Origin of the sequence: Bradyrhizobium sp. (assembly GCF_028868675.1) — a bacterium.
Classification (GTDB): Bacteria; Pseudomonadota; Alphaproteobacteria; order Rhizobiales; family Xanthobacteraceae; genus Bradyrhizobium.
This window is the reverse complement of sequence record NZ_JAGWUA010000056.1, coordinates 1-23,995: the sequence shown is the minus strand read 5'-3', so window position 1 is coordinate 23,995 and position 23,995 is coordinate 1. Positions and strand designations below refer to the sequence as shown.

22 protein-coding genes are annotated in these 23,995 nt (G+C 66.3%); 9 read left to right on the top strand and 13 right to left on the bottom strand.

Annotation, left to right across the window (positions count from 1 at the left end):
- The 3 genes from KGM94_RS10050 to coxB form a co-directional block, all read right to left on the bottom strand.
- On the bottom strand, positions 1–428 hold a 428-nt coding region (locus KGM94_RS10050; RefSeq protein WP_300257727.1), incomplete at its 3' end, for a UbiA family prenyltransferase.
- A 58-nt stretch (positions 429–486) separates the two neighbouring features.
- Entirely contained in the window at positions 487–2,097 is a 1,611-nt protein-coding gene (gene ctaD, locus KGM94_RS10045) for a cytochrome c oxidase subunit I (RefSeq protein WP_300257724.1), read from the bottom strand.
- A 77-nt stretch (positions 2,098–2,174) separates the two neighbouring features.
- Positions 2,175–3,014, bottom strand: coding sequence for a cytochrome c oxidase subunit II (gene coxB, locus KGM94_RS10040; protein ID WP_300257720.1), 840 nt, complete (start codon positions 3,012–3,014; stop codon positions 2,175–2,177).
- Between the two features lie 455 nt (positions 3,015–3,469).
- Between coxB and KGM94_RS10035 the strand changes: the two genes are divergently transcribed.
- A complete protein-coding gene (locus KGM94_RS10035) occupies positions 3,470–4,033 on the top strand; it encodes an invasion associated locus B family protein (protein ID WP_300257717.1) in 564 nt (187 codons plus the stop codon).
- 12 nt (positions 4,034–4,045) lie between these two features.
- Here KGM94_RS10035 and KGM94_RS10030 read toward each other — a convergent pair whose 3' ends face one another.
- Entirely contained in the window at positions 4,046–4,378 is a 333-nt protein-coding gene (locus KGM94_RS10030; RefSeq protein WP_300257714.1) for a DUF5615 family PIN-like protein, read from the bottom strand.
- Positions 4,375–4,599 carry a DUF433 domain-containing protein gene (locus KGM94_RS10025; protein WP_300257711.1) on the bottom strand — a complete coding sequence of 75 codons (225 nt, stop codon included), beginning with the start codon at positions 4,597–4,599 and terminating at the stop codon, positions 4,375–4,377. The genes KGM94_RS10030 and KGM94_RS10025 overlap by 4 nt, the downstream gene beginning before the upstream one ends.
- Positions 4,600–4,768: 169 nt before the next feature.
- Here KGM94_RS10025 and tldD point away from each other — a divergent pair, with 169 nt between their 5' ends.
- From tldD to KGM94_RS10010, 3 genes are read left to right on the top strand one after another with little or no spacing between them, the layout of a single operon-like run.
- A complete protein-coding gene (tldD, locus tag KGM94_RS10020; RefSeq protein ID WP_300257708.1) occupies positions 4,769–6,193 on the top strand; it encodes a metalloprotease TldD in 1,425 nt (474 codons plus the stop codon).
- Positions 6,193–6,972, top strand: coding sequence for a signal peptidase I (gene lepB, locus KGM94_RS10015; RefSeq protein WP_300257705.1), 780 nt, complete (start codon positions 6,193–6,195; stop codon positions 6,970–6,972). Before tldD ends, lepB begins: the two co-directional genes overlap by 1 nt.
- 39 nt (positions 6,973–7,011) lie before the next feature.
- Positions 7,012–7,593, top strand: coding sequence for a nucleotidyltransferase family protein (locus KGM94_RS10010; protein ID WP_300257702.1), 582 nt, complete (start codon positions 7,012–7,014; stop codon positions 7,591–7,593).
- Positions 7,594–7,715: 122 nt separating this feature from the next.
- On the opposite strand, the gene KGM94_RS10005 is transcribed toward KGM94_RS10010, so the two are convergent.
- From KGM94_RS10005 to KGM94_RS09995, 3 genes are all read right to left on the bottom strand, one after another.
- Complete coding sequence (locus tag KGM94_RS10005; protein WP_300257700.1) at positions 7,716–8,276, bottom strand: PAN domain-containing protein; 561 nt, start codon at positions 8,274–8,276, stop codon at positions 7,716–7,718.
- A 107-nt stretch (positions 8,277–8,383) separates the two neighbouring features.
- Positions 8,384–9,754, bottom strand: a complete 1,371-nt coding sequence (locus tag KGM94_RS10000) for a glutamate--cysteine ligase (RefSeq protein WP_300257697.1) — start codon at positions 9,752–9,754, stop codon at positions 8,384–8,386.
- A gap of 96 nt (positions 9,755–9,850) precedes the next feature.
- The gene (locus KGM94_RS09995) at positions 9,851–10,339 is read right to left on the bottom strand and encodes a MarR family winged helix-turn-helix transcriptional regulator (protein WP_300257695.1); all 489 of its coding nucleotides are present in this window, start codon (positions 10,337–10,339) and stop codon (positions 9,851–9,853) included.
- A 126-nt stretch (positions 10,340–10,465) separates the two neighbouring features.
- On the opposite strand from KGM94_RS09995, the gene gstA reads away from it, so the two are divergent.
- Positions 10,466–11,095: a glutathione transferase GstA gene (gstA, locus tag KGM94_RS09990; RefSeq protein ID WP_300257692.1), complete on the top strand. Its 630-nt coding sequence runs from the start codon at positions 10,466–10,468 to the stop codon at positions 11,093–11,095.
- A gap of 145 nt (positions 11,096–11,240) precedes the next feature.
- Here gstA and KGM94_RS09985 read toward each other — a convergent pair whose 3' ends face one another.
- From KGM94_RS09985 to KGM94_RS09970, 4 genes are all read right to left on the bottom strand, one after another.
- Complete coding sequence (locus KGM94_RS09985; protein WP_300257689.1) at positions 11,241–13,454, bottom strand: FAD-dependent oxidoreductase; 2,214 nt, start codon at positions 13,452–13,454, stop codon at positions 11,241–11,243.
- Positions 13,455–13,473: 19 nt separating this feature from the next.
- A complete protein-coding gene (locus tag KGM94_RS09980) occupies positions 13,474–14,682 on the bottom strand; it encodes an acetyl-CoA C-acetyltransferase (RefSeq protein WP_300257686.1) in 1,209 nt (402 codons plus the stop codon).
- Positions 14,683–14,752: 70 nt separating this feature from the next.
- Positions 14,753–16,543: an acyl-CoA dehydrogenase C-terminal domain-containing protein gene (locus KGM94_RS09975; protein WP_300257683.1), complete on the bottom strand. Its 1,791-nt coding sequence runs from the start codon at positions 16,541–16,543 to the stop codon at positions 14,753–14,755.
- A 139-nt stretch (positions 16,544–16,682) separates the two neighbouring features.
- Positions 16,683–17,072: a nuclear transport factor 2 family protein gene (locus tag KGM94_RS09970; RefSeq protein WP_300257680.1), complete on the bottom strand. Its 390-nt coding sequence runs from the start codon at positions 17,070–17,072 to the stop codon at positions 16,683–16,685.
- A gap of 190 nt (positions 17,073–17,262) precedes the next feature.
- Here KGM94_RS09970 and KGM94_RS09965 point away from each other — a divergent pair, with 190 nt between their 5' ends.
- The 4 genes from KGM94_RS09965 to KGM94_RS09950 all read left to right on the top strand — a co-directional run bounded on the left by KGM94_RS09965 (position 17,263) and on the right by KGM94_RS09950 (position 23,547).
- Positions 17,263–17,853, top strand: a complete 591-nt coding sequence (locus KGM94_RS09965) for a PadR family transcriptional regulator (RefSeq protein WP_300257678.1) — start codon at positions 17,263–17,265, stop codon at positions 17,851–17,853.
- A gap of 184 nt (positions 17,854–18,037) precedes the next feature.
- On the top strand, positions 18,038–21,469 hold the full coding sequence (locus KGM94_RS09960) for a hypothetical protein (RefSeq protein WP_300257676.1): 3,432 nt from the start codon (positions 18,038–18,040) through the stop codon (positions 21,467–21,469).
- 390 nt (positions 21,470–21,859) lie between these two features.
- Complete coding sequence (locus KGM94_RS09955; RefSeq protein WP_300257673.1) at positions 21,860–22,777, top strand: sulfite exporter TauE/SafE family protein; 918 nt, start codon at positions 21,860–21,862, stop codon at positions 22,775–22,777.
- Complete coding sequence (locus KGM94_RS09950; protein WP_300257731.1) at positions 22,777–23,547, top strand: TIGR02186 family protein; 771 nt, start codon at positions 22,777–22,779, stop codon at positions 23,545–23,547. The genes KGM94_RS09955 and KGM94_RS09950 overlap by 1 nt, the downstream gene beginning before the upstream one ends.
- A gap of 3 nt (positions 23,548–23,550) precedes the next feature.
- Here KGM94_RS09950 and KGM94_RS09945 read toward each other — a convergent pair.
- On the bottom strand, positions 23,551–23,995 hold a 445-nt coding region (locus KGM94_RS09945; protein ID WP_300257669.1), incomplete at its 5' end, for a divalent metal cation transporter.

Sequence of the window (23,995 nt, the reverse complement as noted above, 5' to 3'; positions counted from 1 at the left end):
CCCATGGTGTAGATCACCACGTAGAAGAAGATCGTGAACGCCAGCAGCGCGCCGGCCAGGGGGTTGACGAGCACGCCAAGCGTGATCACCGAGAAGAAGGCCAGGATCAGGCCGAACGCCATCGCCTCGCCCGGCGTGACGCGGCCGCGCGGGATCGGCCGGTTGGCGGTGCGCGACATCAGCGCGTCGATGTCACCCTCATAGGCCATGTTCATCGCGCCCGAAGCGCCCGCCCCGACCGCGATGCAGAGGATGGCGGTGAACGCCAGCACGGGATGGATATGGCCGGGCGCGATCACGAGGCCGACCAGAGCGGTGAAGATCACGAGCGACATCACCCGCGGCTTCAACAGTGCGAGATAGTCACCGACTTCCGCCTCGGAAATCCGAGGAAGAGTATCGATGGCGTTGTGATCGACTACCGACAAGATTGATCTCGCTTCACGAAAGCCGCGGCGCGCCACATGTGCGCGCCGCGAAGTGGCGTTACTGGACGCGCGGCAGCACTTCGAACTGGTGGAAGGGCGGCGGCGACGGCAGCGTCCACTCAAGCGTGGTGGCGCCGGCGCCCCACGGATTGGCCTCGGCGACGCGCTTTTTCGCGAAGGCGTCGATCACGCCCCACAGGAAGATCAGCACGCCGAAGCCCGAAATGTACGAGCCGACCGACGATACCAGGTTCCAGCCGGCGAACGCATCCGGATAGTCGATGTAGCGGCGCGGCATGCCCGACAGGCCGAGGAAGTGCTGCGGGAAGAACACCAGGTTGACGCCGATGAAGGTGACCCAGAAGTGCAGCTTGCCGATGGTCTCGTTGTACATGTAGCCCGACATCTTCGGGAACCAGTAGTACCAGCCGGCGAAGATCGCGAACACCGCGCCGAGCGACAGCACGTAGTGGAAGTGCGCGACGACGTAGTAGGTCTCCTGCAGCACGCGGTCGACGCCGGCATTGGCCAGCACGACGCCGGTGACGCCGCCGACGGTGAACAAGAAGATGAAGCCCATCGCCCACAGCATCGGCGCGCGGAATTCGATCGAGCCGCCCCACATCGTGGCGATCCAGGAGAAGATCTTCACGCCGGTCGGAACCGCGATCACCATGGTGGCGGCGACGAAATAGGCCTGCGTCGCCGACGACATGCCGACCGTGTACATGTGGTGCGCCCACACCACGAAGCCGATGCCGCCGATCGCGACCATGGCGTAGGCCATGCCGAGATAGCCGAACACCGGCTTGCGCGAGAAGGTCGAGACGATCTGGCTGATCATGCCGAAGCCGGGCAGGATCAGGATGTACACTTCGGGGTGACCGAAGAACCAGAACAGGTGCTGGAACAGCACGGGGTCGCCGCCGCCGTCGGCCGAGAAGAAGGTGGTGCCGAAGTTGCGATCGGTCAGCAGCATGGTGATCGCGCCGGCGAGCACCGGCAGCGACAACAGCAGCAGGAATACCGTGACGAGGATCGACCACACGAACAGCGGCATCTTGTGCATGGTCATGCCGGGCGCGCGCATGTTGAAGATCGTGGTGATGAAGTTGATCGCGCCCAAGATCGAGGAGGCACCGGCGAGGTGGATCGACAGGATCGCGAAATCGACCGCCGGCCCCGGATGGCCCGAGGTCGACAGCGGCGCGTACAGGGTCCAGCCTGCGCCGACGCCGTTGCCGCCCGGCTCGCCCTCGACGAAGGTCGACATCAGCAGCAGCGCGAAGGACGCCGGCAACAGCCAGAACGAGATGTTGTTCATGCGCGGGAACGCCATGTCGGGCGCGCCGATCATCAACGGCACGAGCCAATTGCCGAAGCCGCCGATCATCGCGGGCATGACCATGAAGAAGATCATGATCAGGCCGTGCGAGGTCACGAACACGTTGTAGGTATGCGACTCGTGGAAGATCTGGACGCCCGGGAACATCAGCTCGGCGCGGATCGCGATCGACATCGCCGCGCCGATGATGCCCGCGATGACGCCGAACACCAGGTACATCGTGCCGATGTCCTTGTGGTTGGTCGAATAGACGAAGCGCCGCCATCCGGCCGGATGGTGTTCGTCATGCGCGTGATCGCCGTGTGTCGCTGCACTCGTTGCCATTTTCTCTAAATCCTGCCTTGCAGTCCCGTTCGAACCCCTCGGGGCCCCGCCCTCAATCTGTCGTCCCTTCGCGGCGCTCAGTGCGCCGCGTCGGCCGCGGAAGCGTAGGTGGTGGTGCCGCCGCTTGCGTATTTCTTCTTCGCAGCCTCGACCCACGAGGCGAACTCCTGGTCGCTGACCACGCGCACGGCGATCGGCATGAAGGCGTGGTCCTTGCCGCACAGCTCCGAGCACTGGCCGTAATACATGCCGACCTTGGTCGCCTTGAACCAGGTTTCGTTCAGGCGGCCGGGAATGGCGTCGATCTTGATGCCGAAGGACGGCACCGCGAAGGCGTGGATGACGTCGGCGCCGGTAGTCTGGACGCGAATCACCTTGTTCACCGGCACGACCATTTCGTTGTCGACGCCGAGCAGGCGCGGCTGCTTGTCCTGCGCGAGCAGCGAGTCGAACTCGAACTTGCCGTTGTCGGGGTAGGAATAGGACCAGTACCACTGCTTGCCGGTGGCCTTCACGGTGAGATCGGCCTTCGGCACGTCGAGCTCGAGGAACAGCAGGCGGAACGAGGGCACCGCGATGCCGACCAGGATCAGCACCGGAACCAGGGTCCAGACCACCTCGATCAGCGTGTTGTGGGTGGTCCGCGACGGCACCGGATTGGCCCTCGCGTTGAACTTGACCACCACGATCACCAGCAGCGCCAGCACGAACAGCGTGATGACGGTTGTGAGGACGAACAGGAAATTGTGGAACCAGACGATGTTGTCCATCACCGGCGAGCCGGATTCCTGCAGCTTGTATTCCCACGGCGCCGGCTGCCCCAGCTCGGCGAAAGCTGCGCCGCTGGCGGCCAGCGTCACGCCCGCCACGGCCAATCCCAGCAACTGACGGCCCATCCGGCCCATCGACGTCCTCATGCCGTTCGCGCTCCCCTCAAGATATGACCCGATGCATTCCGCAGACTGTTCGGGAATGCTGACGATCCGCCCTCCGACAACCGCCTGCAGCAAGACCGTCGGAAACATGTTTCCCGGAGGTATCTGGGCAAGATCGCTAGAACGCCGAAATCAGCCTCACAAACCATAATTTTTGATCTATCGCAATGCAGTCTTGCACGACTTGTGCAGCCATGCTCGGCAAGATATTTCCTAATGGCAGCAGACGAAAATACCGTTCCCGGCAGCGCCTTGGCTTGACAGCAGGATTGCCCGTTGTAGGCACTCCGAAGCCGCCCCGCCGGAACCTGATTCGCGCGGAACAACGCGGCGGCGCGGCGCGAAATCTGCTAGGGATCGGCTTGGGAATCGCCTTCAAGACGCCGTCATTTCCGTATCAGTCCAACAGTTCGATCGAAACGAAGGGATCGACCCGGATGAGGCTTTTGAAACTCATGGCGAAACCGGCGAGCCTCTTCGGCGACCTCCGGGGCGTTGCCTTGACCCGCATTGCCTTGACCGGCCTGCTCGCCGCCATCCTCATCGCAGCCCTCCCCGGCCCGGCACAGGCGCAGGGCGCCGTGCGGTCGGTGCATGGCGACTGGCAGATCCGCTGCGACACCCCGCCGGGTGCGCAATCCGAGCAGTGCGCCCTGATCCAGAGCGTGGTGGCGGAAGACCGCTCCAATGCCGGCCTGACCGTGATCGTGTTGAAGACCGCCGACCAGAAGAGTCGCCTGATGCGGGTGGTGGCGCCGCTCGGCGTGCTGCTGCCCTCCGGCCTCGGGCTGAAGCTCGACAACCAGGACGTCGGCCGCGCCGGTTTCGTTCGCTGCCTGCCCAATGGCTGCGTCGCCGAGGTCGTCATGGACGACAAGCTCCTGGGCCAGCTCCGCACCGCCAAGACCGCCACCTTCATCATTTTCGAGACGCCCGAGGAGGGCATCGGCTTCCCGCTCAGCCTGAACGGGCTCGGCGAAGGATACGACAAGCTGCCGTAGGGCGGCGCGGGCTCAATAAATCTCGAGACAAGCCGCCTCGTCATCCCCTTCGAACGACACGATCATTCCGGCATGGCGCCGTAGCAATGCCGCGATTGCCACCGTCGTCTGATTGCCGCTACGCAACCAGATGACTTTCGGCGGAGGACCCAACAGCGTCGCCATCTCCGCGAAATCAGCGTCCTGTGAAACGATCGCAAAGCCGTTTGCCTTGGCGAAGTCCCAGAGCGTCCGATCGTCGGCCTCCGACAGACCGAGAGTCCTGACGTGACTGGAATCCGGAAAAAGGTCGGCGATCGTCTGGCAGAGCTTGAAGCTGAGATTTTGGTCGAACAGAAGCTTCATGTCGGCGCGGTGACCAGTCGCCTCTCACGGTCGGCGGCATAAGCCAGGCACGCCCGGATGTCATCCTCGGTCAATTCAGGAAAATCCGCGATGATCTGCGCATGGGTCTGGCCGGCGGCCAGCCAGCCGAGCACATCGGCCACCGCGATCCGCATGTGACGAATACAGGCTCGGCCACCGCGCTTGCCCGGCTCCATGGAGATGATGTCCTGATAGCTCATATTGCAATCCTAGCACCGTTTCGGGTTCAATGCAGCCGCCCCCGATATCCGCGAAGGGAGGCCTCAGACATACTCACGATGTCGTTTCGGTAATGTGTTCGCCCCGCCCCTCGCGCAACGGGTGGGGAACCATTATCTTGCCTTACATCCCCCTATCATGGACGGACGCATGACCAATCCAGCCGCCACCTCGCTTCTCGACCGCGCCAATCTCGACCGCGACCAGGTCCGCGATCAGGTTGCGCGCGGGCTTTCCGGGGCCGATGACGGCGAATTGTTCCTGGAATACAGCCAGAACGAAGCGCTGGTGTTCGACAATGGACGGCTGAAGCAGGCGACCTACGACACCAGCCAGGGGTTTGGCTTGCGCGCGGTGAACGACGACGCGGTCGGCTACGCGCATTCCTCCGACGTGTCGCTGCCGGCACTGATCCGCGCCGCCGACGCGGTCGCAGCCGTCCGCGGCGGCTATTCGGGGCGTTTTGCGACGCCGCCGCCGCACACCAACGCACGGCTCTATGGCGACGACAATCCGCTGGACGCTCCGGGCTTCGAGACCAAGGTCAAGCTGCTCGCCGAGATCGACGCCTATCTGCGCGACAAGGATCCCCGGGTGCGGCAGGTCAGCGTCAGCCTGAGCGCAACCTGGCAGGTCGTCGAGATTCTGCGTCCCGACGGCGAAAGCTATCGCGACATCCGCCCGCTCGTGCGTATCAACGTCTCGGTGGTCGCCGGACAGGGCGACCGGCAGGAGAGCGGCAGCAAGGGCTATGGCGGCCGCGCCGGCTATGCCGAATTCATCGCGAGCCGAAACTGGCGCGACGCCGCCGACGGCGCGCTGCGCGAGGCGCTGGTGAACCTCGAATCCGTGCCCGCGCCGGCCGGCGAGATGGACGTCGTGCTGGGCGCCGGCTGGCCCGGCGTGATGCTGCATGAAGCGGTCGGCCATGGTCTGGAAGGCGACTTCAACCGCAAGAAGACGTCCGCCTTTGCGGGCCTGATGGGCCAGCAGGTGGCGGCCAAGGGCGTCACCGTGGTCGACGACGGCACCATGGCCTCGCGGCGCGGCTCGCTCTCGATCGACGACGAGGGCACGCCGACCAACCGCACCGTGCTGATCGAGGACGGCATCCTGGTCGGCTACATGCAGGACCGCCAGAATGCGCGGCTGATGAACATGAAGCCGACCGGCAACGGCCGCCGCCAGGGCTATGCCCATGTGCCGATGCCGCGCATGACCAACACCTACATGCTCGCCGGCGACCGCGCGCCGGGCGAGATCATCGCTTCGGTGAAGAACGGCGTCTATGCCGCGAATTTCGGCGGCGGCCAGGTCGACATCACCTCGGGCAAATACGTCTTCCAGTGCACCGAGGCCTACAAGATCGAGAACGGCAAGATCGGCGCGCCGCTCAAGGGCGCCATGCTGATCGGCAACGGGCCGACCGACCTGCATCGCATCCGCATGATCGGCAACGATCTCGCGCTCGACACCGGCATCGGCACCTGCGGCAAGAACGGACAGGGCGTGCCGGTCGGCGTCGGCCAGCCGACGCTCCTGATGGAACGCATCACGGTTGGAGGCACAGGCTAGTGAGTATCGACAAGATGTCCGGGGTGACGAAGACCAGGAGCGGCAGCAGCTGGCGCGCGCAGGCGCTGCAGCTCGCCGGCATCGTGGCCGCCGTGTTCATCGCCAAGGGCGCGCTGGCCGAGCCGTTCTACGTGCCGTCGGGCTCGATGGAGCCGACGCTCTTGATCGGCGACGCGCTGCTCGCCTCGAAATTCCCCTATGGCTACGGCACCTCGTCGCTGCCGATCCAGATCAACCTGCCGGAAACCGGACGGGTGTTCGCGGAGACGCCGAAGCGCGGCGACGTCGTCGTGTTCCGCTGGCCCGGCGACCGCTCGCAGGCCTGGGTCAAGCGCGTCGTCGGCCTGCCCGGCGACCGCATCCAGATGCGACAGGGCCAACTCTTCATCAACGACCGCCCCGCCGAATTGAAGCCGGACGGCGTCGGACGGGCCGAGGACGACAATGGCGGCAGCGAGCCCGCCTACCGCTATGTCGAGACGCTGCCGAACGGCGTATCGCATCTGATCTTCAAGATGCGCGACAACGGCCCGCTCGACAACACGCCCGAAGTGAAGGTGCCGCCGGGCCATCTCTTCGTGCTCGGCGACAACCGCGACAATTCCGCCGACAGCCGCGTCTCCCTGCGCGCCGGCGGCGTCGGGCTGTTGCCGATCGACAATCTGGTCGGCCGTGCCGATGCCGTGCTCGGCTCCTGGGATCTCGGCCTGCGCAACCAGCCGGTCTGGACCTGGCTGTCCGGCTTCCGCCTCGCGCGCTTCTTCACGCCGGTGCGGTAGTTCGCCTCGCCTCACCGCGGGAGAGGGTGAAGGACAGCGATGACCCGCGACGATTTCCTTGCGCTGGCGCTGCAAAACCCCGTCAACGTCGCCATCGCCGACGAATTGCTGCAGCTCGAGCTGCCCGACGCCTGGCTTGTCTCGGGATGCCTCGTGCAGAGCGCGTGGAATGCGTTGACGGGCCGCACGATCGATCACGGCATCGCCGACTACGACGTCTTCTATTTCGATCCCGATACTTCCTGGGAAGCGGAGGACGCTGTGATACGCACGATCAACGAGCGGCTGTCGCAGCTCTCCGTCACGGTCGAGGCACGCAACCAGGCGCGCGTGCATCTCTGGTATTCCGCCAAGCACGGCCTGCCCTACCCGCCGCTCGCCTGCTCGACCGAGGGCATCGACCGCTTCCTGACGCAGAACACGCAAATCGGCATCCGCCGCGCACGCGACGGCTATGGTGGCTTCGAGGTCTACGCGCCGCACGGATTTGACGATGTCGCCGGTCTTGTCGCACGGCCTAATCCGGGACCGAATTTTTCGCCCGTGAGCTACGCGGCGAAGACCGCGCGCTGGAAGGCGCTTTGGCCGGAGCTTACGGTGATGGCGGCGGAGGGGACGTGATCTTTCGTGTCCCGGACGCGACGCAGTGCGAAGCGGTGGAGAGCCGGGACCTGGCGATGTGAGCCCCGGTTCAGCAGCACATCACTGACGTGCTGCGCTGCGCCCGGGGGCACGAGAATGGTTCACCGCACCACGCCCGAGATGAATCCTGCCTTGCGCCGCGGCGGCTTGATTTCCTTCTTCAGGAAGCAGCGCGCCTGGCGGCCGGTGTAACCGGGGCGGGCGTAGGTGAAGGCGCGGCACTTGTTGTCGGCGGTGCAGGCGGCCTTGCAGGCCTCCTCGCCGTCGCCGGCCTTCAATTCGAAATTGCGGAGGTCGCCGCCGGGACGGTCGATCGAATTCTCCACGCCCTCGATGCGCGGCTCGATCACGCCGGCGCCGCGCACGCCCGAGACGCAGCAGCTTTCCGGCACCCGCGCCGGCACCACGTTCTTGAGCCAGCAAACCGCCTTGGCGCCCTCGATGTCGGGATAGCTGAAGCTCCAGGACCGGCAGCGACGGTCCCGTTCGCAGAGCAGCGCGCAGTCCTCGGGATCGCCGGAAACGACCGGCACGCTCATATAGTCGCCGCCCGGACGGTCGAACGCCACCTGGGCACGCGCCGACACGAGCGCAGCCGCAATCAGCACGACGCACGCCACGACCTTTGCCATGAAGCCCCCGGGCAGGCGGCCTCTCCCCATGAACCAGCTTTCGAGTTATTGAACGCGTTGACCTTTTTCGAGCCCGCCATTTGATCGCCGCAAACCTGTACAGGCGATGAACGGTCCTGGTCGGCCGCCCGGGCTAGCTAGAAGGCGTATTCCGCATAGGCTGGCTCCACCGAGCCGTTCCAGGCGCCGTTGAATTTCTCCAGCAGTTCCTCGGCAGGCGTCCGCCCGGACTCGAGGATGCGATCGAGCGGCTCGAGATGGCGGGTCTCGTCCCGGCCGAGCTGGTCGACCCGGGCGCGGCGCCTGAGGCCCGCATGGGCGAGTACCAGACACTCCTTCGCGATCTCGAACAAATAGCGGTCCTTGACCCGCGCCTTGAAGCCGAGGCGCGGCACGTCGTCGCGCAGGGCCTGCCGCTCATGCGCGCTCCAGTGCTTCACCATGTCCCAGGCGGCATCGAGCGAGGCATCGTCATAGAGCAGCCCGGCCCAGAACGCAGGGTGCGCCGGCAGGCGGCCCCACGGGCCGCCGTCGGAACCGCGCATCTCGAGATAGCGCTTGAGCCGCACCTCCGGGAAGATCGTCGAGAGGTGGTTGGCCCAGTCCGACAGCGTCGGGCGCTCGCCGGGCAGCCGGTCGTTGCGGCCCTCGAAGAAGGCGCGGAACGAGGAGCCGGAGACGTCGATATAGTCGTCGCCGCGCTTGACGAAATACATGGGCACGTCGAGCGCGTAATCGACGTAGCGCTCGAACCCCATGCCGCCCTCGAAGGCGAACGGCAACATGCCGGCGCGCGCATTGTCGGTGTCGCGCCAGATCTCGGAACGGAAGGAGAGAAAGCCGTTGGGCTTGCCTTCGGTGAACGGCGAATTGGCGAACAGCGCGGTCGCGACCGGCTGCAGCGCCAGCGACACCCGAAGCTTCTTGACCATGTCGGCTTCGGAGGAGAAGTCGAGATTGGTCTGCACGGTGCAGGTCCGGTACATCATGTCGAGGCCGTATTGGCCGACCTTCGGCATGTAGTTGGTCATGATCTTGTAGCGGCCCTTGGGCATCACCGGGATTTCGGCGCGCGACCAGGACGGCGTCATGCCGAGCCCGAGGAAGCCGATCCCGAGCGGCGTCGCGATCTCGCGCACCTGCGCCAGGTGCGCCATCAGCTCGCTCTGGGTCTGGTGCACGGTCTCGACCGGCGCGCCGGAGAGTTCGAACTGTCCGCCCGGTTCGAGCGAGATCGCTCCGCCGCCGGTGACGTCGTAAAGCCCGATGATATTGCCGTGCTCCATGATCGGCTCCCAGCCGAGCAGGAGCTTCATGCCTTCGAGCAGCGCGCCGATGCCGCGCGCGCCCTCATAGGGTACCGGCCGGTGGCCTTCCAGCGTGAACGGCGTCTTCTCGTGCTCGGTGCCGATGCGGAACTCGGACGGCGGCTTGATGCCCGCCTCGATCCACGCGACGAGCTCGTCGCGTGAGTTGAGCGGCGTCATATCGATCTGGTCTCGCGCCATATCAAACTCTAATCAAAAGCGCTTCGACCGAACGCGCGGGTGACGGTGATGTCCGCGAAGCCCGTCGGGGGCTGCGGGGGTGCTGGTTTCGGCGGATCATCGCGATGGCTGGCTTTCGCCCGCCGCCGGCAGCCGCATCTCGCCGCAGGAGCAGCCGAGTCGGTCGAGCAGCGCGCTGAGCCTGACGGCGTCCGCGTCCGACAGTTTCGAGCCGACATGCTTCTCGATCGCGGCCGAATAGGCGCTCCACATCCGCTTCTGCAGTTCGCGGCCGGCTTCCGTGATCTCGACGAACTGGCCGCGCTTGTCTATCTTGCATTCGCGGCGGCAGGCGAGCCCCTCGTCGACCAACCGGTCGATCAGCCGCGAGGTCGAGTATTGCGGCAGCAGCATCTGGCGCTCGAGTTCCACCGGGCGCAGCTCGCCGCTCGGCGCGCGCGACAGTTCCAGGAGCGCGTCGTACCAGGCGAGCGGCGGGAAGCCGGCCTTCTTCAGATCCTGCTCGACGCAGTCGAGCACCCGGCTCTGCACCCGCATCAGGCGGATCCAGGCGGCGGTCGCCTCGGTCGATGGTTTGCGTTTCATGGTCCCGCTCGAAATCGTGGTCTATCCTACTCCACTCGATGCATCTGCATCAATCTTGACTATTCCATGCATATGCATGTAGCAATTCCATCGTCCCAACCAAAGCGTCAAGCAGGAGAGAATTCCATGAAGCTTTATTATTCCCCCGGCGCCTGCTCCCTGTCTCCCCACATCGCGCTGCTGGAAGCCGGCCTGCCCTACGAGCTGGTCAAGGTCGATCTCCGCGCCAAGAAGCTCGAGAATGGTGACGATTATCTGAAGGTGAACCCGAAAGGCCAGGTGCCTGCGCTCGGCCTCGACAGCGGCGAGATCGTGACCGAGGGCCCGGTCATTGTCCAGATGATCGCCGACCAGGCCGCAGGCAAGAACCTGGCGCCGGCGCGCGACAGTTCCGATCGTTACAAGCTGCTGGAGTGGCTGAACTTCATCACCTCCGAGCTGCACAAGAATTTCGGCCCATTGTTCGCGCCGACACTCGCCGACGATGCCAAGGCGTTCTTCAAGGACCGCGTAATGGGCAAGTTCGGGTATCTCGACGGCGCGCTTCACGGCCGCGACTACCTGATGGGCAAGCAGTTCACGGTCGCCGACGGCTATCTCTTCACCATCCTGACCTGGGCCGACCGCATGAAGTTCGACCTCTCGGCGATGCCGAACCTGCTCGCCTACAAGGCCCGCGTCGCTGCGCGGCCGAAGGTGCAGGAAGCGCTGACCAGGGAAGCGCTGACCAGGGAAGGGCTGGCGCAGGCGAAGTAGGCGCCTCTCCCCTGGATACGAAAACGGCCGGGTCGAATGATCCGGCCTATTTTGTTTCGTAGCCCGGATGGAGCGCAGCGCAATCCGGGCACTCTTGAGATGTTGTCCCGGATTGCGCTGCGCTCCATCCGAGCTACGTCAGAGTTCAGGCCGCCGACTTCTTCGGTGCGAAGCGGCCGTAGAAGGTCTCGCCCTTGGCCGCCATCTCCTCCAGGAGTTTTGGCGGCGTGAAGCGGGAGCCGTATTTGGCTTCCAGCTTGTGGCAGAGCGCGACGAACTTCTTCGGGCCCATGAAGTCGATATAGGACAGCGTGCCGCCGGTGAACGGCGCGAAGCCGAAGCCGAGGATCGAGCCGACGTCAGCCTCTCGCGGATCGGTGATGACGTGATCCTCCACCGTGCGCGCGGCTTCCACCGCCTGCACCACCAGGAAGCGCTGCTTCAATTCCTCCACGTCGAGCGTGTCGGGGTCGAGGTGTTTCGGCTGCAGCGCGACGAGACCCGGCCACAGGCTCTTCTGACCCTTGCCCTTCTCCGGATAGTCGTAGAAGCCCTTGCTGTTCTTGCGCCCCAGGCGACCCTGCTTCTCGACCATCTCCACCATCAGCTTCTTCTGATCCTGGTTGATGGCGTTGGGCCCGAGATCGACCTCGGTCGCCTTCATGATCTTCAGGCCGAGGTCGAGTGCGACCTCGTCCGACAGCGACAGCGGGCCGACCGGCATGCCGGCCATCTTGGCGCAGTTCTCGATCATCGCCGGCGGCACGCCTTCGAGGAACATCTCGTTGCCTTCGGCGACGTAGCGGCCGACGCAGCGATTGGCGAAGAAGCCGCGGCTGTCGTTGACCACGATCGGCGTCTTGCCGATGGTGCGCACGTAATCCAGCGCGGTCGCGACCGCGAGATCGCCGGTGTTCTTGCCGAGGATGATCTCGACCAGCATCATCTTCTCGACCGGCGAGAAGAAGTGGATGCCGACGAAGCGGCCCTGGTCCTTGAAGCCCTCGGCGAGCGAGGTGATCGGCAAGGTCGAGGTGTTGGACGCGAAGATCACGTCCGGCCTCATGTACTGCTGCGCCTTGGCGAAGGTATCCGCCTTGACCTTGCGGTCCTCGAACACGGCCTCGATGACGAGGTCGCAATCTCCAAGGGCGGCATAGTCGGCGGTCGCGGTGATGCGCGACAGCAGCGCGTCGCGGTCAGTGGCCTTGGCACGGCCCTTGGCGATCTGATCGGAGATCACCTTCTCGGCGTGCGCCCGGCCCTTATCGGCGCTCTCCTGGTCGCGGTCGATCAGCACGACGTCGAGCCCGGCACGGGCCGAGACGTAGCCGACGCTCGCGCCCATGAAGCCGGCGCCGATCACGGCGACCTTCTTCACCTTGGTCGGGGCTACGCCCTTCGGTCGACGGGCGCCCTTGTTCAATTCCTGCATCGACAGGAACAGGCTGCGGATCATCGCGGCGGCTTCCTTCGAGCGCAGCACTTTCGTGAAGTAGCGCGACTCCACGCGCAACGCAGCGTCGATCGGCAACTGCAGGCCTTCATAGACGCAGCTCATGATGGCGCGCGCGGCCGGATAATTGTCGTAGGTCTCGCGGCGGTAGATGGCGTTGCCGGCCGGAAACATCATCATCCCGTTCTTGGAGAACACCGGGCCGCCGGGCAGCTTGAAGCCCTTCTCGTCCCAGGGCGCAACCGCCTTGCCGCCGCCCTTGATCCAGTCCTTGGCTGCCTTGATCAGATCGGCCGCCGGCACGATGGCGTGGATCAAATTGAGCGCCTTGGCCTTGTCGAGCGTGACCGGATCGCCCTTGAGCAGGATCGTCATCGCGTCCTGCGGCGGGACCAGGCGCGGCACACGCTGCGTGCCGCCGGCGCCCGGGAACAGGCCGACCTTGACCTCGGGCAGGCCGAGCCGGGTCTTTGGATTTTCGCCGGCGACGCGATAGTGGCAGCACAGCGTGATCTCGAAACCGCCGCCGAGCGCCAGCCCGTTGATCGCGGCCGCCCACGGCTTGCCGGAGGTCTCGATGCTGCGCAGCACCAGCGAGAAGCGCCGGCTCTGCTCGAACAGCATCTGGTTGGCCGCTTCCTCGCCCTTTTCCTTCAGGACCTTGGCGTATTCCTGGTTCATGCCCTCGAGCATCGAGAGATCGGCGCCGGCGCAGAACGCCTCCTTCGCCGAGGTGATGACGACGCCCTTCACGGCGGCGTCGGCGGTCGTCTGCTTCACGATCGCCTCGAGCTCGTTGGTCGAGGTCTCGTCCAGCACGTTCATCGAACGTCCCGGAATGTCCCAGGTAACGAGCGCGATGCCGTCGGCGTCGGTCTCAACCTTGAAATTCTTGTAAGCCATGTTGGTTGCTCCCTTCGCCTCAGACGCGCTCGATGATGGTCGCGGTGCCCATGCCGCCGCCGATGCACAAGGTCACCAGCGCGGTGGACTTGTTGGTGCGCTCGAGCTCGTCGAGCACGGTGCCCAGGATCATCGCGCCGGTCGCGCCGAGCGGATGGCCGAGCGCGATCGCGCCGCCATTGACGTTGATCTTGGCACTGTCGATGTCGAAAGCCTGCATGTAGCGCAGCACGACGGAGGCGAAGGCCTCGTTGAGCTCGAACAGGTCGATGTCCGACTTCTTCATTCCGGAGCGCGCGAACAGCTTCTCGGTGACGTCGACCGGGCCGGTCAGCATCATCGCGGGCTCGGACCCGATATTGGCGAAGGCGCGGATCTTTGCCCGCGGCTTCAACCCGTACTTCGCGCCCGCCTCTTGGCTGCCGAGCAGCACGGCGCCGGCGCCGTCGACGATGCCCGAGGAGTTGCCGGCGTGATGCACGTAGTTGACGCGCTCGATTTCGGGGTGCGACTGGATCGCCACCGCGTCGAAACCGCCCATCTGCGCCATCATGGTGAAGGACGGCTGCAGCTGCGCCAGCGACTGCATCGTCGTGGTCGGGCGCATGTGCTCGTCCTTGGCGAGGATGGTGAGGCCGTTGACGTCCTTCACCGGCACCACGGACCGCTTGAAGCGGCCCTCGTCCCAGGCTTTCGCCGCGCGCTGCTGGCTCTGCACCGCATAGCCGTCGACGTCGTCGCGCGAGAAGCCGTATTTGGTGGCGATCAGGTCGGCCGAGACGCCCTGCGGCATGAAGTAGGCGGGGATCGCCATCGAGGGATCCATCGGCCAGGCGCCGCCGGAGGCGCCGATGCCGACGCGGCTCATCGATTCGGCGCCGCCACCGATGACCAGTTCATGCTGGCCGCTCATGATCTGGGCGGCGGCAAAGTTCACGGCGTCGAGGCCGGAGGCGCAGAAGCGGCTGATCTGCACGCCGGGCACGGCGTCGCCGAGGCCCGCATTGAGCGCGGCGAAGCGCGCGATGTCGGACCCGGCCTCGCCCACGGGATCGACCACGCCGAGCACGACGTCGTCGACGGAGTCTTCCGGCAGGTTGTTGCGGTCCTTGAGCGCCTTCAGCGGCACGGTGGCGAGTGCGAGCGCCGTGACCTCGTGCAGCGCGCCGTCCGACTTGCCGCGGCCGCGCGGGGTGCGAACGTGGTCGTAGATGAATGCCTCAGGCATGACGCCCTCCTGGTATGATCTTCGTAATGTGGTAGCGGGTCGCGGCTGACGGCGGAAGCGTACCCTCCGGTCAGAAGGCTTCCGCCGGCAGTTCCATGGTGGTGGCGCAGCCGGTCTGGATGCGCGAAAGGTGCAGCGCGGTCTCCGGCAGCATCCGCTCCATGAAGAAGCGGCCGGTGACGAGCTTGGTCGACAGGTAGGGCGTGGTGCCGCTCTCCGCAATCTTGGCCTGGGTCACCTTGGCCATCCGCGCCCACATGTAGCCGAGCGCGACGAAGCCGAACAGGTGCATGAAATCGGTCGCGGCGGCGCCGGCATTGTCCGGTTTCATCATGGCGTTCTGCATCAGCCAGGTCGTGGCCTGCTGCAGATGGCCGAGCGAGGTCGAGAGCGGACCGACGAACGGCTTCATGGCCTCGTCGGCGCCGTTCTCCTTGGCAAAGCCCATCACCTCGCCGAAGAAGCTCATGATGGCGCGGCCGCCGTCGCGCGCGAGCTTGCGGCCGACGAGGTCGAGCGCCTGGACGCCGTTGGCGCCCTCGTAGATCATGGCGATGCGCGCGTCGCGCACGAACTGTTCCATGCCGTGCTCGGCGATGTAGCCGTGACCGCCGAACATCTGCTGGGCCTGCACCGCGTTGGCGAAGCCGAATTCGGTGAGGAAGCCCTTCAGCACCGGCGTCATCAGGCCCATGTGGTCGTCGGCGGCCTGACGGTCCTTGGGATCGTCGGAGCGGTGGGCGACGTCGCTCTTCAGCGCGGTCCAGATCACGAAGGCGCGAGAGGCCTCGTTGAAGGCGCGAATCGTGAGCAGCGTGCGGCGCACGTCCGGATGCACGATGATCGGATCGGCCGGCTTGTCGGGTGCCTTCGCGCCGGTCAGCGAACGGCCCTGGATGCGCTCGCGCGCATAGGCGACCGCGTTCTGGTAGGCGACCTCGGACTGCGCGAGGCCCTGCAGGCCGACACCGAGGCGGGCCTCGTTCATCATCACGAACATGCCCTGCATGCCCTTGTTCTCTTCGCCGATCAGCCAGCCGGTGGCGTTGTCGTAGTTCATCACGCAGGTGGAATTGCCGTGGATGCCCATCTTGTGCTCGATCGAGCCGCAGGTGACGCCGTTGCGGGCTCCGACGGAGCCGTCTGCATTGACCAGGAACTTCGGCACCACGAACAGCGAGACGCCCTTGATTCCGGCGGGCGCACCCTCGATGCGGGCCAGCACGAGATGGATGATGTTGTCCGCGAGATCGTGCTCGCCGGCCGAGATGAAGATTTTTGTGCCCGTGATCTTGAAGCTGCCGTCGGCCTGGCGCACCGCCTTGGTGCGGAGCAGGCCGAGGTCGGTGCCGCAATGCGGCTCGGTCAGGTTCATGGTGCCGGTCCACTCGCCCGCCACCATCTTCGGCACGTAGGTCTTCTTCTGCTCCGGCGTGCCGTGCACGAGCAGCGCCGCGGTGGCACCCATGGTGAGCCCGCCATACATCGAGAACGCCATGTTGGCGGAGATCTGGAATTCGTTGACTGCCTGGGAGAGCGTCACCGGCAAGCCCTGCCCGCCATATTCGGCCGGCACCGACAGACCGAGCCAGCCGCCCTCGGCGACCTGCTTGAACGCTTCCTTGAAGCCCTTCGGCGTGGTCACGCTGCCGTCGTCGGCGCGCTTGCAGCCCTCGAGATCACCGACGCGGTTGAGCGGCTGCAGCACCTCTTCGGCGAGCTTCGCCGCCTCGCCCAGAATCGCCTCGCGCACGTCGCTGGAGGCATCGGAAAAGCCCGGCAGATTGTCGTAGCGGTCGATCTGGAAGACGTCGTTGAGCAGGAAGTTCACGTCTTCGACGGGGGCTTTATAGATCGGCATGGCGTTCTCCCGGCATGGGGCCTTTGAGGGGTGGAAATATCCTGCGGCCCTGTCGTTGCAGCGGTCGGACGGACCTTAGCGGTTTCTGCAACCTCAGGGCAGGTACTATCGGAACTGCGGCGCGCGCAAATCGCCTCGCTCAGCTATTTTCGGCGGCAGCGAGCTGCTCCGCCATCAGATGATGCAGCATGTTGATCGCCTTGAGCGGACGGACCATCACCTTGAAATGCGTGATGCGGCCTTCGGCATCGAAGGTGATGATGTCGACGCCGTTGATCCTGATGCCGTCGATCACGTTCTCGAATTCGAGCACGGCGCCGCTCTTGCTCGTCCACTCGCCGATATAGGTGAAGCCGGGACCGCCGAGCACCTTCTCGGCGCTCGCCAGATATTTGAAGGTGATGTCGCGGCCGCGCTGCGGCGCGTGGACCACGGGGCTTTCGAAGACGGCGTCAGGATGCAGCAAGTCCCAGAGCGCGGCGCGGTCGTGGGACTTCATGAAAGCGTACCATCTGTCGAGGCCGGTCATTGTCAGGGCGTCTCCCTTGTCGGGTTCCCAGTGGGTCCCTTGGCGAAAAACGTGGTTCAACCCCATGCACAGTGGGCAAGTGCCGACGGCGGCAGGACTTTCGTCCGCCGTCATATGCACATTGACGCATATGCGCTAATGTGCATAAAGTCAAGCGGCTTGGTTCTGGGCTAAGATGGAGGCTGCTCTCATGGCGCTGGGCGACGCAATCCTCGCATGCCTGACCGAACGTCCGATGACGGGCTACGAACTCGCCAAGACGTTCGACTCCTCGGTCGGGTTCTTCTGGAAGACCGACCACCAGCAGATCTACCGCGAGCTCTCGAAACTGCGCGACCGCGGCTACATCCAGGGCCGCGAGGTCGTGCAGTCCGGCAAGCCCAACAAGCTGGTCTACAGCCTGACCGACGAGGGCAAGGCGGCGCTGCGGCACTGGGCGGCGCGGCCGAGCACCGCGCCTTCGGTCAAGGACGACCTCCTGATCCGGCTGCACGCGCTCGACAGCATCGACCTCGAGCCGATGCGCACCGACCTGATGGCGCGGCTGGAGCACCACCGCGACCGCTACGAGCGCTATGAGCGCATCCTGAAGAAGCGCTTTCCCGACGGCACCGCCTCCACCGCCGCCGACGTCGGCAATCTGCTCCTGCTGCGGCTCGGCTCGCGCCACGAACAGATGGTGAGCGAGTTTTGCGGGGAAGCGCTGGAAGCGCTGTCGGCGGTCACGAGCCGCGGCACGGTGGTGCCGCTGGAGGAGAAGAAGCGGGACGGCAAGGGGTGAGCCGGTTCCCCGCGCCAACTTTAGGACGGGGCTGCCGCATTCCTTAACCCGTTATTTACCGTAACAGGAAAAAGTCGGTCTTCGAGGCAGACGCCCCGCGCCGAATTGGATTGTCTTGACGATCGGGACGCGCGGGGAGGCTGGAGGCGCCGGGTGGGCGCCGGAGTCGGAACCGGACAGGGTCATGAATTCGCGCGTATCGTGGAGTGTGGACGGCATCGATCCATCCGTCAGGGAGAGGGCCGAAGCCGCCGCGCGCCGCGCCGGCATGTCGCTCAACGACTGGCTGAACTCCACGCTCGGCGACGTCGCGCCGCCGAATTTCCGCGCGCCCTACGACGAGCGCCAGCAATCCGCCGGCGAAGCCAGCCGCGACGTCGCCGACATCCACCAGCGGCTCGACGCCATCACCCGGCAGATCGAGCAGATTTCGCGCCCCGCCCCGCGCAGCGATCTTTCGCGCGAGCAGGGCGTCGCGCGCCAATTGAACGACGCGATCTCTCGGCTCGACGCCCGGCTGTCGCAGATCTCGAAGCCGCAAGGCGCCCGGCCCGCGCCCGCGCAAAATCCCGCTCCCGGCGCCGCGCCGGCGCCCGGACAACGGCGCGAGCGCCAGGCCGATGCGGTCGAACGCGCCGCCGCCCAGGTCTATCGCACTTCGCCGCCGCTCAGCCCCGCCTCGCTCGACGTCGCGGTCGCCGAGATCGCGGCGCGGCAGAACGAGCTCGACAGTTTCGGGCAGCGACAGATGCCGCCGCGCGCCGCTCCCTCGGTTGCCCCCATGGCTTCTCCCGTCATGGCTTCTCCCGTCATGGCTTCTCCCGTCATGGCTCCTCCACCGGTGGCGCCCCCCGCCCCGTCCTACACTCCGCCTCCACCCCAGCCCGGACCGGACTTCTCCTCGCTCGAGCGGCATCTGCTCAAGATCACCAGCCAGATCGAGGCGCTGCAGCGTCCCGATCACATCGAGCAGTCGATCGCCGCCTTCCGCAGCGAATTGTCGGAAATCCGCCTCGCCATCACCGAGGCGATGCCGCGCCGCGCGATCGAATCCATCGAGAACGAGATTCGCTCGCTGCACCGGCGCATCGACGAGACGCGCTCCAGCGGCACCGACGGCCAGGCGCTCGCCGGCATCGAGCGCGCGCTGTCCGACATCCGCGAGGTGCTGCGCACGCTGACGCCGGCCGAGCAGCTCACCGGCTATGACGAGGCGATCCGCAATCTCGGCGCCAAGCTCGACCTGATCCTGCGCGCCAACGACGATCCCTCGACCGTGCAGCAGCTCGAAGGCGCGATCACGGCCCTTCGCGCCATCGTCTCCAACGTCGCCTCCAACGAGGCCCTGGCGAGGCTCGCCGACGACGTGCATCTGCTGTCGGCCAAGGTCGACCAGATCGCCCAGGCCCACGCCGCCGGCGCCAACGACGGCTTCGCGATCCTCGAGCAGCGCATCGCGGCGCTGACCGCGGCGCTGGAAGCGCGCGAGCGACCGGTCGAGAGCGCGAGCAACGAGCAGCTGGAAGCCGCGATCCGCGCGCTGTCCGACCGCTTCGACCGCATGCAGGTCGGCAGCGATTCCGCCTCCACCTTCGCGCATCTCGAACAACGAGTCTCCTATCTGCTCGAACGGCTGGAAGCCGTCTCCGAGCCGCGCGGCGGCGACCTGAGCCGCGTCGAGGACGGGCTGCACGACATCCTGCGACACCTGGAGAAGCAGCAGGCGACCTATGCCGCGCTCGCCGAGAGCCGCCGCGACGCAGAGCCGTCCGATTCCGGCGTGATCGACCTCGTCAAGCGCGAGCTGTCCGACATTCGCTTCAGCCAGGCCGAAACCAACCGCCACACCCAGGACTCGCTGGAGGCCGTCAACGGCACGCTCGCCCACGTCGTCGATCGTCTCGCGATGATCGAGGGCGACCTGCGCGCGGTGCGCACCGCGCCGCCCGCGCCACAGCCGGCCGCAGCACCGATGATGCCGGCCGAGCCGGCGCCGATGGCGCACAGCCCGACGCCGCAGCAGCAACCCAGGCCGAACGTCACCCCGGACGTCAGGCCCGAGCTGCCCAACCCGGCCGCGGCGCAGGCGACCTTCGCCGCCGCACCGCGCGAATTCCACGCCGCGTCCGCCGCACCGCCGCCGGTCCCGGTGGCGCCGCAAGCCACGCCCCCCTTGCCGCCGCGCGCAATCAGCGAAATCCTCGAACCGCATGCCGCGAGCGCGCGTGCCGCGATCGCGCCTGAGCTGCCGCCGGATCATCCGCTGGAGCCGGGCACGCGGCCGAGCGGACGCATGGCTACGACGTCGGAGCGCATCGCGGCTTCCGAGAGCGCGATCAGCGAAATCCCGGCCGCGCCGAAGGAGCCGGTGTCGTCATCGAGCTTCATCGCCGCGGCACGCCGCGCCGCCCAGGCCGCCGCCGCCCAGCCGCCGGAGAAATCCGGCCGCGGGGCAAAGTCGGCGCCCGGCGCCAAGGACAAGAGCAAGGAAGGCTCCACCATCACCTCGAAGATCCGCTCGCTGCTGGTCGGCGCGAGCGTGGTCGTGATCGTGCTCGGCACCTTCAAGATGGCGATGAACCTCTTGAACGGCAGCAACAACCCGCCGCCGTCGATCGAGAGCTCGGCGACCGCGCCCGCACCGCAGATGCAGGCGCCCGCGGAGCCCGCAAAGCCGGCCGCGCCCGATCAGGTGACGCCGTCGATGACCTCGCCGACGCCGATCGGCAAGCAGTCGCTCAACGGCTCCGCTCCGGCGGGCGCCGACCCGGCCGCGTCGGTCGAGATCCCGCCCGCACCCGCCGCCGCGCCGCACCCGGCCGCCGGCAACGGCGACGTCACCGGCGCGATCCCGGCGGCGGCATCGAAGACGAGGTTCGGCCAGGTCCAGGTGCCGCCGAGCGAGCGGCTGCCCGACGGCATCGGCGGCCCGGTGCTGCGCAACGCCGCGATGAAGGGCGACGCGACCGCGGCCTACGAGGTCGGCGTGCGCTTCGCCGAAGGCAAGGGCATCGCAATCAGCTACGACGAAGCCGCCAAATGGTACGACCGCGCGGCGCAGGCCGGCGTGGTGCCGGCGGTGTTCCGGCTCGGCACGCTCTACGAGAAGGGCCTGGGCGTGACGAAGGACACCGACATCGCCCGCCGCTACTACATGCAGGCCGCCGAGCGCGGCAACGCCAAGGCGATGCACAATCTCGCGGTGCTCGACGCCGATGGCGGCGGCCGCGGCGCCAACTACAACAGCGCGGCGCAGTGGTTCCGCAAGGCCGCCGATCGCGGCGTCGCCGACAGCCAGTTCAACCTCGGCATCCTCTACGCCCGCGGCATCGGCGTCGAACAGAACCTCGCCGAATCCTACAAATGGTTCAGCCTCGCCGCCGCCCAGGGCGATGCGGATGCGGCCGGCAAGCGCGACGACGTGGCCAAGCGGCTCGATCCGCAGTCGCTCGCCGCGGCCAAGCTCGCGATCCAGACCTTCAGCGCCGAACCGCAGCCGACCGACGCCGTCAACGTGGCGACACCCGCCGGCGGCTGGGACAGCGCGCCGGCGCAGGCCTCCAAGCCGACCCCGAAGCCCGCCGCAACCAAGCGCGCGGCCTCGGCCGCGCACTAAGGGCAAGTGATCGGCTCCGATCGCGTCGCGAATACGGTGCGCCCCCTCTCCCGCTTGCGGGAGAGGGTTGGGGTGAGGGTGTCTCCACAATCGATAGCCCCGATGTGGAGAGAGCCCTCACCCGCGCATTCGCGCGACCTCTCCCGCAAGCGGGAGAGGTGAACCGAGGTTGCCGCCAGACCGATCCAATCAAGATCATCAAGCCCACAATCAATCTCAATCGTTCACCACGCCGAAAAGCGTGATCGACCGGTCCCATGGAAGATCCCGCCGGCTCGTCGATTCGTGGTCCCGCAGGCTGGCGATTTCGGCTATGTGAGGAGCGCGGAAATCGCCTCGTCCTCCACTGGCATTCCGCAAGATGTGGTCCGTCTCGTCGGACGAGGTGCGATGCAGCTCTACCTTCCGATCGCCGACCTTCCGATCAACGTCTTCCTGGTGCTCGCCATGGGGGCCGCGGTCGGCTTCGTCTCCGGCATGTTCGGGATCGGCGGCGGCTTCCTGATGACGCCGCTCCTGATCTTCATCGGGATTACGCCTGCGGTCGCGGTCGCCTCCGTCGCGAGCCACATCGCGGCCTCGTCCTTCTCCGGCGCGATCTCCTACTGGCGACGCCGGGCGATCGATCCCGCGCTCGCCGCCGTGCTGTTGTGCGGCGGCACCACGGGCACCGCGCTCGGGGTGTGGACGTTCACGCAACTGCGCGCGCTCGGCCAGCTCGACCTGATGATCGCGCTGTCCTACGTGGCGCTGCTGACCACCGTGGGCGGGCTGATGTTCTCCGAAGGCCTGCGCGCGTTGATGCGGACACGCAGCGGCGTCGTGCCGCCGCGCCGCACCCACAACTGGGTCCACGGCCTGCCGCTGAAGATGCGCTTCAAGCGCTCGAAGATCTACCTCTCGGTGATCCCCGTCGTGGTGATCGGCATCCTGATCGGCTTCATCGGCGCCATCATGGGCATCGGCGGCGGCTTCATCCTGGTCCCGATCATGATCTACCTGCTGCGGGTGCCGACCTCGACGGTGATCGGCACCTCGATGATCCTGACGCTCGTCACCATGCTGTTCGCGACCATGCTGCACGCCATGACCAACCATCTGGTCGATGCGGTGCTGGCGCTGATCCTGATGGTCGGCGGCGTCACCGGCGCGCAGTTCGGCGCGCGCGCGGGCCAGCGGATTCGCGGCGAGCAACTGCGGCTACTGCTCGGCGTCCTGATCCTTGCGGTCGGCATCCGCTTCGCGGTCGAGCTCGTCATCCGCCCCGAGGACCTCTTCACCATCCGGGAAATCGGGAGCACCGGATGATCGCGCGCGCACTCGCTGCAGCCCTGCTGATCCTGCTCGCCGTCACCTCGGCGCAGGCCGAGCGGCTGATCGTCTCGGTATCGAACCACCGCGTCACGGTGACGCCGAACTATTCCGGCGAGGAGCTCGTGCTGTTCGGCTCGGTGGAGAAGGACGCCTCGACGCCCGCCGACCGCACCGCCTACGACCTCGTGGTGACGGTGAAGGGGCCGGCCGCCGACATGGTGACGCGGCGCAAGGAGCGCACCTTCGGCATCTGGATCAACACCGACTACCGGCAGTTCCTGCAGGTGCCGAGCTATCTCGCGCTGTTCGCCAACCGCCCCTTCGACAAGATCACCTCGGGCGAGATCGCGCGGCGGCAGCAGCTCGGACTGAACAACGTGCTTCTGACCCAGCGGGTCGGCACCGACTATGCCGACGTGGTGCCGAACGACGTATTTCGTTCGGCCTTCATCCGCCTGCGCACGCAGCGCGGGCTCTATCGCGAGGACGCGAGCGCGGTCACCTTCCTGACGCCGACGCTGTTCCGCACCGGCATTCCGCTGCCCGCCGAAGTGCCGATCGGCACCTATCGGGTCGAGATCAAGCTGTTTGCCGGCGGCGCCTTCGTCACCAAGACCGAGACCGCGTTCGAGATCGTCAAGGTCGGCTTCGAGCAGTTCATCGCCACCGCCGCGCACCAGCACGGCCTCGCCTACGGCCTCGCCACCGCGCTGATGGCGCTGATGACCGGATGGGTGGCCTCCATCGTCTTCCGACGTGATTAAGCTTCACGTCAGGACAGAGACCGCCATGCCGAGCACGCTCGCGGTCATCACGCCGGTCGCGAGCCAGCCGAGCCAGTTCAGCGGCCCGTCGATTACGAAGCGATCCATGACGTCGGTGCGGCGAACTATCAGCATCAGCAGGATCATCACCGGCACCGCGAGAACGCCGTTGATCACCGCGCTCCAGTACAGCGCGGAGATCGGATCAATCGGCGAGAAATTCATGATGATGCCGATGATCCCGGCAAGCGTCAGCACCGCATAGAAAGCTCGCGCCTCCTTCGGCTTGCGCGCCAGACCGACCGGCCAGCGCCGGCCTTCCCCGATGGCATAAGCCGCCGAGCCGGCCAGCACCGGCACCGCAAGCAGCCCGGTGCCGACGATGCCAAGCGCGAAGATGAATTCCGCGAAGGCGCCGGCGATCGGACGCAGCGCTTCGGCTGCCTGC